Origin of the sequence: Rummeliibacillus sp. TYF-LIM-RU47, assembly GCF_008638315.1 — a bacterium.
Classification (GTDB): Bacteria; Bacillota; Bacilli; order Bacillales_A; family Planococcaceae; genus Rummeliibacillus; species Rummeliibacillus stabekisii.
Genome location: NZ_VVIR01000009.1, coordinates 1 through 15,642, shown reverse-complemented (window position 1 = coordinate 15,642; position 15,642 = coordinate 1). Strand labels below are relative to the sequence as shown.

The following is a 15,642-nucleotide window of genomic DNA, read 5'->3' as shown; positions in this document are numbered from 1 at the left end:
CAAAGACGATGAGGTAGATAGGTTCGAGGTGGAAGTGTGGCGACACATGGAGCTGACGAATACTAATCGATCGAGGACTTAACCAAATTCTTAAGAACCTTCAATTCCCGTTTATCCAGTTTTGAAAGAACAATTTTCTTTCAATAAAAAGGATTTCAAGACACGAGCAGTAGTGCGATGTGTATTGGAAGCCGTAAGTCTAGTAATGATGGCAAAGAGGTCACACCCGTTCCCATGCCGAACACGGAAGTTAAGCTCTTTAGCGCCGATGGTAGTTGGGGGCTTCCCCCTGCGAGAGTAGGACGTTGCTAGGCAAAGAAAGTGCAGCTGATTTATCAGTTGCACTTTTTTGTTTATAAAAAAATATAGCTCACCCATATCCAATACAAATAAATTACCTCATATTTATATTCCTCAGCTATATTCCTCAGCTATATATCTCTGTAAGTGTTGACCATGCATTATTCATTACCATTTACACGCTTAAAGGTAATAAAGCCTGTTAAGGCTTGTTTAACTCCACTTTTTGTAGTTATCTGTTTCAATGATTTATAGAATTAGTTGCATCTATTGCAACTAAGCTGGAAATTAGCACTATAAAATTATACTTCTCTTTATCTCTATGTTTACTTTTTCTTGATACAGGAATATATCTATTAAGCTATTTTTGTTGTATATAGAAAGAATAAAGAATACATTAGTGATAACATTAAAAATAAATATAAAATAAATAGTTTGAGCTTATATGAAGAGAGATAAAGGATAGGCTCTATGATGAGTAGAACGTTTTAATGGGACGGTAAAATAGAGAGGGGAAGCGAAATGACGAGCATTTATGATTTTGTAGTCAAAAAAGCAGATGGGGAAGATCAATCATTAAGTGAATTTAAAGGCTCACCTATGTTGATTGTAAATACAGCAAGCAAATGTGGTTTTACGCCACAATTTAAAGAACTACAGGAGTTATATGATAAATATAAGGATCAAGGTTTTACTGTTCTAGGTTTTCCCTGTAGTCAATTCAATCATCAAGAATTCAACAATATTGATAAAACAATTGCTTATTGCCAAATGAATTACAATGTACAATTTCCCATGTTTGCAAAAGTAGATGTTAAGGGTGAAAACGCTTCACCGTTGTTTCAATATCTGACTTCTGAAAAGAAAGGTCTCTTCACAGATAATATAAAGTGGAACTTTACTAAGTTTTTAATTGGCTCTGAAGGAGAAGTCATTGCAAGATATGCACCGCAAACTTCCCCTACAAAAATAGAGGATGACTTAAAAAACTTATTATAATGAAAAATCATAATAGTCTTTCTTATGGCTGACTCCTTGACAACTAATTGCCTACGTTGTTAATCTTACAATTAATATCTTTTTTGTAGGAGGAGTTTAAGAAATGTGGGAAACTAAATTTGCCAAAGAAGGTTTAACATTTGATGATGTATTGCTTGTACCAGCACATTCCGAAGTATTGCCAAAGGAAGTTGATTTATCAGTAAATCTAACATCCAAGATTAAATTAAATATCCCGATTATCAGTGCAGGGATGGATACGGTAACAGAATCACCTATGGCAATTGCGATGGCTCGTCAAGGTGGCCTTGGAATTATCCATAAAAATATGAGTATTGAAGAACAAGCAGAACAAGTAGAAAAAGTTAAACGATCTGAAAATGGTGTTATCACCAATCCATTTTTCTTAACGCCTTCTCACCAAGTATTTGATGCGGAACACTTAATGGGTAAATACCGTATTTCTGGTGTACCAATTGTGAATACGATGGAAGACCGAAAATTAGTCGGAATTATTACAAACCGTGATTTGCGCTTTGTACAAGATTACTCAATAAAAATTGATGAAGTCATGACTAAAGAAAATCTTATTACAACTCCTGTTGGCACTACTTTAGAAGAAGCTGAAAAGATGTTACAAAAATACAAAATCGAAAAGCTTCCAATTGTCGATGAAGAAGGTTTATTAACTGGATTAATTACAATTAAGGATATTGAAAAGGTAACGGAATATCCGAATGCTGCAAAAGATGAACATGGCCGTTTACTTGTAGGAGCAGCGGTTGGTGTAACATCAGATGTGATGATGCGGATTAAGAAGCTTGTGGAAGCACAGGTAGACGTTATTGTAATTGATACAGCTCACGGCCATTCTGAAGGCGTATTAAGACAAGTAAAAGCCATTCGTGAAGCTTATCCTGATTTAGTTATCGTTGCAGGTAACGTTGCTACACAGGAAGGGACGAAAGCCTTGTACGAAGCAGGCGCAGATGTTGTCAAAGTAGGAATCGGACCTGGTTCAATTTGTACAACTCGTGTTGTAGCTGGTGTAGGTGTACCTCAAATTACGGCTGTCTACGATTGCGCAACAGAAGCAAGACGCCAAGGGAAAACGATAATAGCAGATGGTGGTATTAAATATTCTGGAGATATTATTAAAGCGTTAGCTGCTGGCGGACATACAGTTATGTTAGGAAGCTTACTAGCAGGTACTACAGAATCTCCGGGAGAAACAGAAATTTTCCAAGGCCGTCGCTTTAAAGTATATCGTGGTATGGGTTCTGTTGCTGCAATGGAGAACGGTTCAAAAGATCGTTACTTCCAAGAAAATGCAAAAAAATTAGTACCAGAAGGCATTGAAGGCCGTTTGCCATATAAAGGGCCTCTTGCTGATACGATTCACCAATTGCTTGGCGGTGTCCGTTCAGGTATGGGTTATTGCGGTACAAAAGATTTACAAGATTTAAGAGAAAATGCTCAATTTGTCCGCATGACAGGGGCTGGCTTGAAAGAAAGCCATCCACATGATGTTCAAATTACAAAAGAAGCACCAAACTATTCACTACTATAAGTATCAGCCTTTTCACCCATTTTGCATGTTCAATTGATGCAGAATGGGTGTTTTTGATAACTGTCTATTGTATTCCACTATTCTATGTTAAAATTAGCGAGATAAGTATATATTAACGGAGGTAGAATGGTGAAAAAAGGTAGGATCAGTAAAATTTTGAGTATTATGCTAGCAGTAGTCATGGTACTTAGCAGTTTTACCCTAGTAGGAACGAAGGCTAGTGCAGCGGACAACCTAGGGTTGAATGTAAAAGCGGCGATTTTAGTTGATGCGGATTCAGGGAAAATATTGTATGAAAAAAATGCTAAGCAAGCTCTTGGGATTGCCAGCATGACAAAAATGATGACTGAATACATCTTACTTGATGCGATTAATGATGGAAAAGTAAAATGGGATCAAAAGTATAAAGTGTCTGATTATGCTTATAAAATCTCACAAGACCGTGCTTTGAGTAATGTTCCATTACGAGCAGATGGAGAATATACAATCAAAGAATTATATGAAGCAATGGCTATCTATTCTGCAAATGCAGCTACCATTGCAATTGCTGAAACAATTGCAGGTTCTGAAACTGAATTTTTATCTTTAATGAAGAAAAAGGCAAAAGAATTGGGCCTGAAGAATTACCACTTTGTTAACTCTACAGGTTTAAATAATGAACAATTACAAGGTATGCAGCCAACAGGCACTTCTGAGAGTGATGAAAACAAAATGCCTGCAACATCTGTTGCCCGCCTAGCCTATCATCTATTAAAAGACCATCCAGAAGTTCTAGAAACATCAAGCATTCCCCGCAAGACTTTCCGTGCAGGAACAGACGATGCAATTAAAATGGATAACTGGAACTTTATGTTACCTGGTTTAGTTTATCATTATGAAGGTGTGGATGGACTAAAAACCGGTACTACTGATTATGCTGGCCAATGTTTCACAGGTACAGCCAAACGCAATGGCACTCGCTTGATTGCTGTGGTCATGCATGCAGAAGGTAACAATGGAGATCGTCATAAAGCACGTTTTGATGCAGCTAAAACATTATTTGATTATGGTTTTGGACAATTCACAACTGAAGAAATCTTACCTGCAGGCCATGTATTTAAAAATCAAAAATCAGTGGCTATAAAAGAGGGTAAAGAGAAGAGTGTAAAAGTTGCTACAAAAGATGCCATTTCAATGATGGTTAAAACAAGTGAAGCAGATGATTATACTGCTAAGCTAGTAGTAGATAAAAAATCCTTAAATGCCCCTGTTAAAAAGGGAACTGTTGTTGGACATGTTAAAATCAATAAAAAGTCAGGCAAAGATTATGGCTTTATTGATGGCACTTCAGCAAATGCCAAAGTAGTAACTACAGAGACTGTGGAAAAAGCCGGCTTTATATCGTTAACATTTAAAAAGGTCGGAAGTTTTTTCAAAGGACTATTTTAATTATGAGGGATTGACTATTCAGTCAATCCCTTTTTACTTGTTTTTGAATTTCCCAGCAATTCATTAGCTGTTCAATTGCATAAGATATTTGGTCTTCAACTAAACCGCCAAAGCCTAAAAGAAATTGGTTACCCCGATTTTCTATAGTTGGTGTGATCATATAATTAGTAATGGGTATAATTCTTATGCCATTTTGCAAAGCCCTTTCGCTAAGAGTCTGAGCGTTTAATTGATGGTTCACAGTTAACACTACATGCATTCCCGCCTGTTCACCAGAGATGGAGACACTGGGTGCATATGGTGTCAGGGAAAGAGTGAGCTTCTCTAGCTTTTTGCGGTAAATTTTCCGCATGCGATTCAAATGTTTGGAGAAATGCCCTTCCTTCATAAATTGAGCCAATATATATTGCTCGAAGCGTGGAACAGTCGATGTATAATAGCTGAACATCTTGTAGTATATAGGCAATAGTTCTCTAGGTAGAACAAAATAGGCTATCCGCAAAGATGGCATTAATGATTTTGAAAAGGTGCTGAGATAAATCACCTTATTCAGACGATCCATCCCTTGTAGTGAAGCAATAGGTTTGCCAATATAACGGAATTCACTATCATAATCATCTTCAATAATAAAACGCTTTTTATCTTGGGCTGCCCAATTCAATAATTGGAAACGTCGTGAAGCAGATAGCACAGCACCAGTAGGGAATTGATGAGAAGGAGTAATATAGGCAACATTGGCGTCTGTTTGTTCAAGTTGTTGTATTTTCATCCCATCCTGATCTACATTAATAGGGATTATTTGCTGATAAGACTGGTCAAAAATATAGTGGGTTAATGTATAGCCTGGATTTTCAATCGCATAGCAATTTTTCTCCCCTAAAAGCTTCATAATCATAGGCAAGAGCTGCTCAGTCCCAGAACCAATGACTATTTGTTCTGGTGAGCATAGAACGCCTCTAGACTGGTATAAATAGCTTGAAATTTCTTCTCTCAATTCTAATTCTCCTTGAGGAGAGCCTAGCAACAGAAGCTCTTTTTGATGCAGATCAATTGCGTCCTTTGCATACTTTCTCCATGCAGCAAAAGGAAAAGCTTCAGTATCGATAGAGCCTGGATTAAAATCAATATAAACTTCAGGATTCGCGGAAGTCTTTAGAGTTGGATGTGCGACAGCTTTCTCTACATAGGCCAATTCTTCTATTGCTTCTACAAAGAAACCGACGCGAGGCTTGGATATAATATAGCCTTCCGCTAATAACTGCGCATAAGCCAGTTCAACTGTTGTTTGGCTAATAGATAAAAATTCAGAGAGCTTTCTTTTGGATGGTAGCTTTGTACGTACAGAGATTGTGCCATCGATAATTCCTTTTTTTATTTTTTCATAAAGCTGTTCATAAAGAGGAATTGATGTATCTTTTTCTAATTGAATCATCAACATATCCATACTTTATCACTCCTAACTGACCGTATAGAAATAGGGTTTCTGTGAACTTTCGCAGGGTCAATTTTCTTACTTACATCATACTTGTTTTGTTTGTGGGTTGAAAGGATGATGTAACAGGAATAAAGAGATATAGGACAGTGGGAGAATACCATATCAAGCATGCTATATTAATGGAGAAGGCTTGTACTGTACTGAAAATACATATGTTGTTAATTTTTTTAAAGTAATCAAGCTTGCAATGCTTGCATAACCTTTAGATGTATTGTAAAGTATGATTAATTATAATTTAACACGATGATAGGAAGCAGTAGCAGGCACGTTTTTTTTAAGAGAGTCGATGGTAGGTGCGAATCGATAAAAACACTTGTGAATCCGTCCTTGAGTTGCTCAGCTGAACGTTAGTAGGCTGCAGCCGGTTAATAGCCGTTACAAAATGAGTGGATTAGGCATTGGTCTAGTCAATTAGGGTGGCAACGCGGGTATGCTCTCGTCCCTTCATGGGGATGAGGGCTTTTTTGCGTCCATTAATTCACTGCTCTCGGTCATCGATTAATAACAATTAGGAGGAATTACACATGCTAGATATTAAACGTGTCCGCGACAATTATGCGGAAATTAAAGAAAAGCTTTCACACCGTAATGAAGATCTTGGCACAATTGATCACTTTGAGGAATGGGATCAACAACGTCGTGATTTAATTGCTAAAACGGAAGTATTAAAGGCTGACCGTAATAAAGCTTCTGAAGCCATCGCATTAAAAAAGCGTAATAAAGAAAATGCAGATGAAGAAATTGCCCGTATGAGAGAAGTGGGCGATGAAATCAAAAAGTTAGATGCAGAGCTCAATGAAGTTGAAGAAAAGTTTAACGATATGATGATGCGTCTTCCTAATATCCCACATGAAAGTGTTCCTGTTGGCGATACTGAAGACGACAATGAAGAGATTTTAAAATGGGGCGAAATTCCAACATTTGACTTTGAAGCAAAGCCACACTGGGATCTAGGTACAGACCTTGGCATTATTGATTTTGAACGTGCTGGTAAAGTTACTGGTAGCCGATTCGTCTTTTATCGTGGTCTTGGCGCACGTCTTGAACGCGCACTTTGGAACTTTATGATGGATCTTCATGCAGATAAACATGATTATGAGGAACTTCTGCCTCCTTATATGGCTAACCGTGCAAGCTTGACAGGCACAGGTCAACTTCCAAAATTTGAAGAAGATGCTTTCCTTATAGAGAAAGAAGATTATTTCTTAATTCCTACAGCTGAGGTGCCAGTAACTAATTTTTATCGTGATGAGATTATTGATGGATCTCAGTTACCTCAAGCATTTACAGCATTTAGTGCATGTTTCCGTTCAGAAGCAGGTTCTGCTGGTCGTGATACAAGAGGTCTGATTCGCCAACATCAATTCAACAAGGTTGAATTAGTACGCTTCACAAAGCCAGAAGAATCTTATAATGAATTGGAAAAGCTAACTGGCCATGCAGAGGAAGTACTTCAATTACTAGAACTGCCGTACCGCAAATTAAAAATGTGTACAGCTGACTTAGGATTTACTGCTGCTAAAAAGTATGATTTAGAAGTATGGATCCCTACGCAAAACATGTATCGAGAAATTTCTTCTTGTTCAAACTTTGAAGACTTCCAAGCTCGCCGCGCGAACATTCGCTTCCGCCGCGAACCAGGTGCAAAGCCTGAATATGTGCATACATTAAATGGTTCTGGCTTAGCTATCGGTCGTACTGTAGCTGCTATTTTGGAAAATTACCAACAAGCAGATGGCAGTGTGAAAATACCAGAAGTGTTAGTACCATATATGGGTGGTTTGACACAAATCGCTCCTAAGTAAAATTGATATAAAAAAGCGATCTGCCATTACATGCAGATCGCTTTTTTACTATTTTTTATCAGCTAAACGTTTTGCTTTTTTCTTTGCACGCAACTCTTTAAAAAAGCTGGATAATAATTGACCGCATTCTGCACCCATAACGCCTTCCGTTACTTCGCATTCATGATTAAAGCGGCTGTCATTTAAAAGATGGTAAAGAGAATCTACGCAGCCAGCTTTAGGGTCTCGTGCACCATAGACAACACGGGGAATTCGTGATTGTAAAATAGCTCCTGCACACATAGGGCAAGGTTCTAGTGTGACATATAATGTTGTCTCTTCTAATCGAAAACTTCCAAAGGATTTGCATGCATCTTGAATGGCCATGAGTTCGGCATGAGTAACCGCATTTTGTGTTGTTTCGCGCAGATTATGTGCTTTTGCAATAACTGTGCCATGCTGTACGATGATTGCTCCAATAGGCACTTCTCCCAAGGCCTCTGCCTTCTTTGCTTCTTCTATTGCCATCTCCATAAAATAGTGATCAGTATTCATGAAACACGCTCCTTGTCAAATAGTTTAGCATGTTTAGCTGCCAGGATGCATATATTATTCCACATGAAGAAATAGAGGAGGCTTTCTTTGATCTATGTTGTAAAGCAAGGTGACAGCTTATATAAAATTGCAAGAGAACATAATACAACCGCTGCTGCCATAGCTGCATTAAATGAATTACCAAACCCAGATGTTTTAGTCGTTGGACAAACTCTTGTATTACCGGAAAAATTGAATGTAAATCGTAAGACCATTGAAACGAATGGCTATGCAGAATGGTATACACAGCAAGTGCCTGCTCGATTATCACAAGAGGTAAGAAAGAGAGGTCCGTTGCTTACCTATATGATGCCATTCGCTTATGAAGTAAAAAGAGACGGGACTTTAACAGGCCTTGAGTGGGGAAATTTAGGGGAAATCGCTACAGCTAATCGGACAGCCAGTGCAGTAGTTTTAACGAATATTGAGAATGGGGCATTTAGTGATACATTAGCTCATGACATTTTAACGAGTGAAGCATTACAAGATGTGATGATGGATGCTGCGCTAAGTGAGGCAAAATTGCATAATGCAAGAGATATACATGTAGACTTTGAATATTTGCCGCCTGAAGATAAGGATTTATATGTAGCTATGCTAAAAAGGCTTGTAGCTAGAGCTCATCCGGCAGGACTAACTGTTTCTGCTGCATTAGCACCCAAAACAAGTGCAAGCCAAAGCAGTAAGTGGTATGGTGGGCACGATTATAAGGGAATTGGAGAAACTGTAGATTTTGTTGTAATCATGACATATGAGTGGGGGTATAGCGGCGGACCACCAATGGCAGTATCGCCGATCCATCCAGTGAGACAAGTATTAGAATATGCAATCAGCGAAATGCCAGCCTCAAAGATTATGATGGGCCAAAACTTATACGGTTATGACTGGAAGTTGCCATATAAAGTAGGTAACCCAAATGCTGTTGCAGTAAGCTCTCAATATGCCATAGAAGTAGCAAAACAGAATAATGCTGCCATATCTTATGATACAGTGGCACAAGCTCCATATTTTCACTACTGGAAAAATGGAGTCGAACATGTTGTATGGTTTGAAGATGCAAGATCAATCGAAGCAAAATTTGAACTTTTAGAGGAATTGGGATTAAGGGGAATTGCTTATTGGCATCTAGGCTTTTCGTTTCCTCAAAATTGGGCACTATTACAACAAAAGTTTCACGTGAAACATCTTTTCTGATCTCTTTCATTCTGATGGACATTAAAAGGGAAAACAGCCTTGGTGAAAGCCAAGGTTTTTTTTATTTTCTAAAAATACATAGTTTAAAACAAAAAAAGACTTGGACTGTCCATGCTATATCTCTTGTGTTAAAATTATATTCATTGACTAAAGAGATAAGCGAGGAGGTCTTCTGATGCCAGTACCGTTTATTACGGTTGAGGGGCCTATTGGTGTAGGGAAAACTTCACTATCCAAAAATATTTCCGATGCTTTTAATATTCATTTATTGAAAGAGATAGTGGACGAAAATCCCTTTTTAAATAAATTTTATGAGGATATTGATGAGTGGAGCTTTCAAACGGAAATGTTCTTCTTATGCAATCGCTATAAACAATTAAATGATATCAAAAAGTATATGACAGAAAGTAATAGCCCTGTTGTAGCTGATTATCATATTTTTAAAAATCTTATATTTGCTCAAAGAACTTTACCACCCGGTGAGTTTAACAAGTATAAAGAGATATATAAAATTTTAACGAAAGATTTGATTCAACCTAACATTGTGGTTTATTTATATGCGAGCGTCGACACATTGATGAAGCGGATCGCAATGAGAGGACGAGATTTTGAAAAAATGATTTCAAGAGAATACATGGAGCAGCTGGTAGAAGATTATCATACCTTTATCAACACTTTTGAAAAAGAGCATCCTGATATTCCTGTCATACGTTTCAATGGAGACCAACTAGATTTTGTGAAATACGACCATGATTTAAAGGAAATTCTTTATACCATTGAAGAAAAGCTAACAAAAAGGAGCTTGAAAGGATGAATTTGAGAGAAAAATACGGCATCCCATCGAATGCTGTGATTACTATTGCAGGAACTGTAGGAGTTGGGAAGTCTACTATGACAAAGGCACTGGCCAATGCTCTAAATTTCCGCACTTCTTTTGAGAAAGTTGATACGAACCCTTATCTTGATAAATTTTACGATGACTTTAATAAATGGAGTTTCCATTTGCAAATATACTTCCTTGCTGAACGCTTTAAAGAGCAAAAGCGTATTTTTGAATACGGCGGTGGATTTATACAAGATCGTTCTATCTATGAGGATACTGGGATATTTGCTAAAATGCATTATGATCAGGGGACAATGGATCCGGTTGACTTTGAGACATACACCAATTTATTTGATGCAATGGTCATGACACCATATTTTCCACATCCTGATTTGCTAATTTACCTTGAGGGACCAATTGATGATATTATCGAAAGAATCGAGTCACGTGGACGCCCAATGGAACAACAAACAGATAAAGAATATTGGTATGAAATGCATCGTCGCTATGAAGATTGGATTGATAATTTCAATGCTTGTCCTGTATTGCGTTTGGATATTAATGATTATGATTTGATGAAAAATCCGCAAACAATTGAAACAATTTTAGAGAGAATCGGCCACTTTATGGAGCAAACCTCTCATTTACGCAGATAATAAAAAACAGCCAGGGAGAGAATTGAACTTCTCCCTGGCTGTTTTATCTATAGCAGTACTAGTTGCCTTAATTTGAATTTGAATATAAAAAATGAAAGCCACCTAGCCTAAGCTAGATGGCAAAGAAAAAATCGTTACAATCAAAAGCAACGATACAATCTCATTATTATGCGCGTTTAATTTAAAAATAAAATGGAGGAGGAAGAGGGATTCGAACCCCCGCGCGGTTTGACCCGCCTGTCGGTTTTCAAGACCGATCCCTTCAGCCAGACTTGGGTATTCCTCCGAATGTAATATATCTTACTGACAATGAATACTTTAACACGGTATTATTCAAATGTCAACAAATTAATTGTGCCTTTTCGGAAGGAAAACAAGGTTTTGTAAAGGCAGTGCTAATACTTGTATAGGTGGGAAGGCACGTTATCAAAATTCTTTTTTAAAGTAGCTTACTATATAGATGAATACAAGAAATATAACCGTCTTAAACATGATTGAGGTTGCTAAAAAGTATAGGAGTGCTTGAGCGTTCAACTTCAGACAAAGAAGAAGAAAGACCATAACAAAGCGTACTTTACTTTATAGTTGATTTTCATCCATAACATTTGTATACTAGTAATTGCCGTGCTAGGTGGGAAGGTAGCGGTGTCCTGTAACTCGCAATCCGCTTTAGCGAGACTGAATTCCTTTTCGAGGTTGTCCGTATGTTTGGTCTGCCTCTTGCACGTAGCGTTGACGATTGGGTCCTGCGCAATGAATCCCCATGAACCATGTCAGGTCCGGAAGGAAGCAGCATTAAGTGGTCTTATTCATGTGCCGCGGGGTAGCCTAATCTGAGCTAACGACAAGAGTAACGCTTATATACGGCTGTCGAAGAAAGGTGCACGGTATTAAATATGCAAACTTCAAACTCACTTATCTTTTGATAAGTGAGTTTTTTCTTTATTCCCTAACACTTATAAAGGTTTCAACAAGGTTCTATGCTATAATAAATCTATTATGAATGATGGCAGAAAGGGGAGGAAATTGATGTCCTACCAAGCCTTTTATCGTGTCTATCGTCCGCAGTCTTTTAAGGAAATGTCAGGACAGTCACATATAAAGCGTACATTGCAAAATGCCCTCCTAGCTGGCAAAACAACGCATGCTTATCTTTTCTCAGGCCCTCGTGGTACAGGGAAAACGAGTACAGCTAAAATATTCGCTAAGACAATCAATTGTGAGCATGCACCAACTGCCGAGCCCTGCAATGAATGCGCGACATGCAAAAGTATTACAAATGGTTCGCACCCAGATGTTATTGAGTTTGATGCCGCTTCTAATTCAAGCGTAGATGAAATAAGAGACATAATCGAAAAAGTTCGTTTTGCACCAGCCAGCGCTCGTTATAAAGTCTATATAATCGATGAAGTGCATATGCTTTCAACCAGTGCCTTTAATGCGTTATTAAAAACATTGGAAGAGCCACCGCCACATGTTGTATTTATATTAGCTACGACTGAACCCCATAAGATACCTGCTACTATAATTTCGAGGTGCCAACGATTTGACTTCAAGCGTCTATCTACGACAGATATATTAGAGCGTATGAAATTAGTATTAGAAGAAATAGACCTTCCTTATGATGAACAAGCATTAAAGGTGATTGCCAAATCGGCTGCCGGTGGAATGCGAGATGCACTCAGTATGCTAGATCAAGTTGTTAGTTTTAGTGCTGAAAAACTCACATTGGAAGACTCCCTTTTTGTTACGGGATCTATTAGCCAGGATATTTTTTATACACTTGCAGAAAATCTAGCTAAAGGTGATGTAGCAAACGTATTAGATGTGCTTGAGCAACTGATGGATGAAGGTAAAGATGCAGTCCGTCTTTCTGAAGACTTAATCACCTTCTTTAGAGACTTATTATTGATTCAGTCTGCTCCTGACCTTTCAGATTTGCTAGAATTAGCTACAACAGATGAGAAATTCCTCACCCTAGCAAATGAATTTACAATGGACACGCTATACAGTTATATTGATGTCCTGTCAAAAACACAACAAGAAATGCGTCTTTCATTGCATGCAAAGGTATACCTTGAAACAGCATTATTAAAAATGTCGCAGATCAATCATAAAAGGCCAAAACAAGCCTATGTGACATCAAGTTCAGAGAATATGGATGTAGAGATGCCACAGCTTGTTGAAATGCAATCAAAAATTGCTGCCTTAGAATCTTTGGTTCAACAACTGCAGGTTGGAGGAAACACCGTTCAGCCACAACCACAAGGAAGTGGGCAGGCGAAGCGCCCACGTGCAAAAGCAAATACTGGTTTTAATGTTCCAGTAGGGAGAATTCAAGAAGTATTAAAAGTGGCGACAAAACAAGATATCCAATCGATTAAAAGTGCCTGGGCAGAATCCCTTAATCGATTACCTAAATCACAATCGGCATTATTGGAAGACGCGGAACCTGTAGCAGCATCAGCCAGTGCTTTTGTGTTAAAATTCAAATATGATATTCACTGCCAAATGGCAGTCGAAAATCAAGAGCTAATTTCACATTTCAGCCAGCACTTAGCGGAGATGACTGGGAACTATTATCAAGTTATCTGTGTCCCAGAAGAGAACTGGCAAAGAATACGTGCTGATTTTATCCAGCATCATAATTCGGATAAAGTGGCAGATAATGAAACCGATAAAGAAACTTCAACTGGCGAACAAAAAGCTGAGGTTGTACAATCAATATTAGAAGATGAACAGCTGTTATCCGAAGACCCTTTAGTGGTGGAAGCGGAAAAGCTGTTCGGCAAAGATTTCATTACTATTGAAGAATAAAAAGCAATTATAGGAGGAATTTATTTATGCGTGGAATGGGTAATATGAATAACATGATGAAACAAATGCAAAAGATGCAAAAGAAAATGATGGAGGCACAGGAAGAGCTTGCTGTACAAACTTTTGAAGGAACTGCTAGTAACGGGTTGGTCAAAGTCGTTATAAATGGTCAAAAGCAAGTACAAGAAGTAGTAATTGATCCAGAAATCGTAGATCCAGAAGATGTAGAACTATTGCAAGATATGATTGTGATTGCAACAAATGCAGCGTTAGCAAAAATTGAAGAAACAACGAATGAAACGATGGGCCAATTTACTAAGGGAATTAACCTTCCTGGATTCTAGGGGGAATGACATTGCATTATCCTGAACCTATATCCAAATTAATAGATAGCTTTATGAAATTGCCAGGCATCGGGCCAAAGACTGCCTCCCGCCTGGCGTTTTTTGTATTAACGATGCAAGAGGATACTGTCTTGAATTTTGCTAAAGCACTTGTAGATGCAAAACGTAACCTAAGTTATTGTTCTGTCTGCGGGAATATTACAGATGTAGACCCTTGCCATATTTGCCAGGACGTACAAAGGGACCGTTCTACTATCTGTGTGGTCCAAGATCCGAAAGATGTAATTGCTATGGAAAAAATGAAGGATTACCATGGGTTATATCATGTGTTGCATGGCGCAATATCACCAATGGATGGTATCGGTCCAGAAGATATAAATGTTCCTTCACTCTTAAAACGCCTGCAAAGCGAAGAGGTAGAAGAATTAATCTTAGCGACAAACCCTACGATTGAAGGGGAAGCGACAGCTATGTATATCTCACGTCTAATTAAGCCTTCAGGAATTCGTACAACCCGCATTGCACATGGCCTTCCAGTTGGAGGAGACCTTGAATATGCGGATGAAGTAACTTTATCCAAAGCATTAGAGGGCAGACGGGAATTATGATTTGAGGTGCGAATAAAATGCTTTTTAAAAAATTTAAGCTTCGAAAAGAATACGATGAGAAATTAGTTAGCTTAATCCGCCAAACAAAAGAAGAATGGCAGCATGCACAAAGTATGGAAAACTTAATGGCTGATTATAGCTTGGATATTATAGCTCAACGGAAAATAGCTGAAAGCAAGCATTTTTATCTATTTAAAGAAGCGCGTATCCGCAAGGTTTTAATTAAGTAAGCAAATTCTTTCCTATAACTCTTAACAAACTAGTAAGTGAATAGATTATTTGCTTCATTACTGATAAAAATGAATAGTAAACCTGCAAAATATATAAAAAGATGAATGAATAACAGTATTCCTATCATATATACCTACTAACATTTAAATGAGGTGTGGTGTATATGGCTAAACTAATTATTAGTTTAATAGGAGTGCTGTTTGTTTTTTATTTGCTAGTTAAGAAACCAAAGGGGATACGAAAAATTCTCGAGTTACTATCGAATGTAGTATTTCGCATAACATTATCGTTCTGCCTCTTGTATATGCTTTCTTACGGAGCGGGATATATCGGAATTTGGGTTCCATTGAATTTTGCTTCTATACTTATTGTGGCTATATTAGGTATGCCTGGCGCAATCCTTGTGATTGCACTTACGTTATTAAATCATTTTCTCTTATGATGGTTATTGTAAAGTATAGACACAGAGCAAGGTGCATAATAAGTTAGTCTAAGGTTAATAAAAGGGTTGACATTATCAAAAGTATATTGCTATAATATAAAAGTTGTTATAAGCAACTGCAAAAAACTTATTTATAAGCATCAATAACTTTTGAAAATTTATTTCTGATAAGTTGTTGACATATAAAAGTTTTTGCGATATACTTATGAAGTCGTCAAAAGGACGGCGCAACATGAACCTTGAAAACTGAACAAGCAAGATGTTAATCATTTAAACTTACTAACAATTGTTAGTTTTAAAGTCATCATCGTAAAGATGATGCGCTAGTGAAATTTTGAGCAATCAAACACTTTTATG

General features: G+C 37.7%; 14 protein-coding genes, 1 tRNA gene, 2 rRNA genes, 1 other RNA gene and 1 other annotated feature. Of the genes, 15 read left to right on the top strand and 3 right to left on the bottom strand.

Annotation, left to right across the window (positions count from 1 at the left end; translation table 11 throughout):
* From F0527_RS16740 to F0527_RS16720, 5 genes are all read left to right on the top strand, one after another.
* Positions 1 to 86 (top strand): 23S ribosomal RNA (locus F0527_RS16740); the annotation flags it as partial.
* A gap of 112 nt (positions 87 to 198) precedes the next feature.
* Positions 199 to 314 (top strand): 5S ribosomal RNA (gene rrf / locus F0527_RS16735).
* A gap of 508 nt (positions 315 to 822) precedes the next feature.
* Positions 823 to 1,299 carry a glutathione peroxidase gene (locus F0527_RS16730; RefSeq protein ID WP_150285687.1) on the top strand — a complete coding sequence of 159 codons (477 nt, stop codon included), beginning with the start codon at positions 823 to 825 and terminating at the stop codon, positions 1,297 to 1,299.
* A 103-nt stretch (positions 1,300 to 1,402) separates the two neighbouring features.
* Complete coding sequence (guaB, locus tag F0527_RS16725) at positions 1,403 to 2,869, top strand: IMP dehydrogenase (RefSeq protein ID WP_066791218.1); 1,467 nt, start codon at positions 1,403 to 1,405, stop codon at positions 2,867 to 2,869.
* 165 nt (positions 2,870 to 3,034) lie between these two features.
* Positions 3,035 to 4,297 (top strand): serine hydrolase, encoded by a 1,263-nt coding sequence (locus F0527_RS16720; protein WP_251648824.1) that lies wholly within the window; start codon positions 3,035 to 3,037, stop codon positions 4,295 to 4,297.
* Positions 4,298 to 4,319: 22 nt separating this feature from the next.
* Here the strand turns inward: F0527_RS16720 and pdxR are convergent, their stop codons facing one another.
* Entirely contained in the window at positions 4,320 to 5,741 is a 1,422-nt protein-coding gene (gene pdxR, locus F0527_RS16715) for a MocR-like pyridoxine biosynthesis transcription factor PdxR (RefSeq protein ID WP_150285685.1), read from the bottom strand.
* A gap of 285 nt (positions 5,742 to 6,026) precedes the next feature.
* Positions 6,027 to 6,239 (top strand) — a binding site (T-box leader).
* Between the two features lie 77 nt (positions 6,240 to 6,316).
* Here pdxR and serS point away from each other — a divergent pair.
* On the top strand, positions 6,317 to 7,597 hold the full coding sequence (gene serS / locus F0527_RS16710) for a serine--tRNA ligase (protein WP_150285684.1): 1,281 nt from the start codon (positions 6,317 to 6,319) through the stop codon (positions 7,595 to 7,597).
* Positions 7,598 to 7,645: 48 nt separating this feature from the next.
* Here the strand turns inward: serS and tadA are convergent, their stop codons facing one another.
* A complete protein-coding gene (gene tadA, locus F0527_RS16705; RefSeq protein ID WP_150285683.1) occupies positions 7,646 to 8,131 on the bottom strand; it encodes a tRNA adenosine(34) deaminase TadA in 486 nt (161 codons plus the stop codon).
* A gap of 87 nt (positions 8,132 to 8,218) precedes the next feature.
* On the opposite strand from tadA, the gene F0527_RS16700 reads away from it, so the two are divergent.
* From F0527_RS16700 to F0527_RS16690, 3 genes are all read left to right on the top strand, one after another.
* A complete protein-coding gene (locus tag F0527_RS16700; protein ID WP_150285682.1) occupies positions 8,219 to 9,364 on the top strand; it encodes a glycosyl hydrolase family 18 protein in 1,146 nt (381 codons plus the stop codon).
* A 175-nt stretch (positions 9,365 to 9,539) separates the two neighbouring features.
* Positions 9,540 to 10,178, top strand: coding sequence for a deoxynucleoside kinase (locus F0527_RS16695; RefSeq protein WP_150285681.1), 639 nt, complete (start codon positions 9,540 to 9,542; stop codon positions 10,176 to 10,178).
* A complete protein-coding gene (locus F0527_RS16690) occupies positions 10,175 to 10,843 on the top strand; it encodes a deoxynucleoside kinase (protein WP_066791238.1) in 669 nt (222 codons plus the stop codon). The genes F0527_RS16695 and F0527_RS16690 overlap by 4 nt, the downstream gene beginning before the upstream one ends.
* A 193-nt stretch (positions 10,844 to 11,036) precedes the next feature.
* Here F0527_RS16690 and F0527_RS16685 read toward each other — a convergent pair.
* Positions 11,037 to 11,129, bottom strand: a tRNA-Ser gene (locus F0527_RS16685).
* Between the two features lie 336 nt (positions 11,130 to 11,465).
* On the opposite strand from F0527_RS16685, the gene ffs reads away from it, so the two are divergent.
* The 6 genes from ffs (at position 11,466) to F0527_RS16655 (ending at position 15,285) form a co-directional block, all read left to right on the top strand.
* Positions 11,466 to 11,731, top strand: an RNA gene (gene ffs / locus F0527_RS16680) — signal recognition particle sRNA large type.
* A 141-nt stretch (positions 11,732 to 11,872) separates the two neighbouring features.
* Entirely contained in the window at positions 11,873 to 13,660 is a 1,788-nt protein-coding gene (gene dnaX / locus F0527_RS16675) for a DNA polymerase III subunit gamma/tau (RefSeq protein WP_150285680.1), read from the top strand.
* Between the two features lie 26 nt (positions 13,661 to 13,686).
* Positions 13,687 to 14,004 carry a YbaB/EbfC family nucleoid-associated protein gene (locus F0527_RS16670; RefSeq protein WP_066791246.1) on the top strand — a complete coding sequence of 106 codons (318 nt, stop codon included), beginning with the start codon at positions 13,687 to 13,689 and terminating at the stop codon, positions 14,002 to 14,004.
* A gap of 11 nt (positions 14,005 to 14,015) precedes the next feature.
* Entirely contained in the window at positions 14,016 to 14,612 is a 597-nt protein-coding gene (recR, locus tag F0527_RS16665) for a recombination mediator RecR (protein ID WP_066791248.1), read from the top strand.
* A gap of 17 nt (positions 14,613 to 14,629) precedes the next feature.
* Positions 14,630 to 14,842, top strand: a complete 213-nt coding sequence (locus F0527_RS16660; RefSeq protein ID WP_066791250.1) for a YaaL family protein — start codon at positions 14,630 to 14,632, stop codon at positions 14,840 to 14,842.
* Positions 14,843 to 15,006: 164 nt separating this feature from the next.
* On the top strand, positions 15,007 to 15,285 hold the full coding sequence (locus tag F0527_RS16655) for a pro-sigmaK processing inhibitor BofA family protein (RefSeq protein WP_150285679.1): 279 nt from the start codon (positions 15,007 to 15,009) through the stop codon (positions 15,283 to 15,285).
* Positions 15,286 to 15,642: the final 357 nt, after the last annotated feature.

Excerpts from the sequence above, each read along its gene's own strand:
- serS (WP_150285684.1), top strand. The coding sequence starts at position 6,317 with ATGCTAGATATTAAACGTGTCCGCGACAATTATGCGGAAATTAAAGAA.
- F0527_RS16690 (WP_066791238.1), top strand. The coding sequence starts at position 10,175 with ATGAATTTGAGAGAAAAATACGGCATCCCATCGAATGCTGTGATTACT.
- tadA (WP_150285683.1), bottom strand. The coding sequence starts at position 8,131 with ATGAATACTGATCACTATTTTATGGAGATGGCAATAGAAGAAGCAAAG.
- F0527_RS16655 (WP_150285679.1), top strand. The coding sequence starts at position 15,007 with ATGGCTAAACTAATTATTAGTTTAATAGGAGTGCTGTTTGTTTTTTAT.
- F0527_RS16695 (WP_150285681.1), top strand. The coding sequence starts at position 9,540 with ATGCCAGTACCGTTTATTACGGTTGAGGGGCCTATTGGTGTAGGGAAA.
- F0527_RS16670 (WP_066791246.1), top strand. The coding sequence starts at position 13,687 with ATGCGTGGAATGGGTAATATGAATAACATGATGAAACAAATGCAAAAG.
- F0527_RS16730 (WP_150285687.1), top strand. The coding sequence starts at position 823 with ATGACGAGCATTTATGATTTTGTAGTCAAAAAAGCAGATGGGGAAGAT.
- F0527_RS16720 (WP_251648824.1), top strand. The coding sequence starts at position 3,035 with ATGCTAGCAGTAGTCATGGTACTTAGCAGTTTTACCCTAGTAGGAACG.
- guaB (WP_066791218.1), top strand. The coding sequence starts at position 1,403 with ATGTGGGAAACTAAATTTGCCAAAGAAGGTTTAACATTTGATGATGTA.
- pdxR (WP_150285685.1), bottom strand. The coding sequence starts at position 5,741 with ATGGATATGTTGATGATTCAATTAGAAAAAGATACATCAATTCCTCTT.
- dnaX (WP_150285680.1), top strand. The coding sequence starts at position 11,873 with ATGTCCTACCAAGCCTTTTATCGTGTCTATCGTCCGCAGTCTTTTAAG.
- F0527_RS16660 (WP_066791250.1), top strand. The coding sequence starts at position 14,630 with ATGCTTTTTAAAAAATTTAAGCTTCGAAAAGAATACGATGAGAAATTA.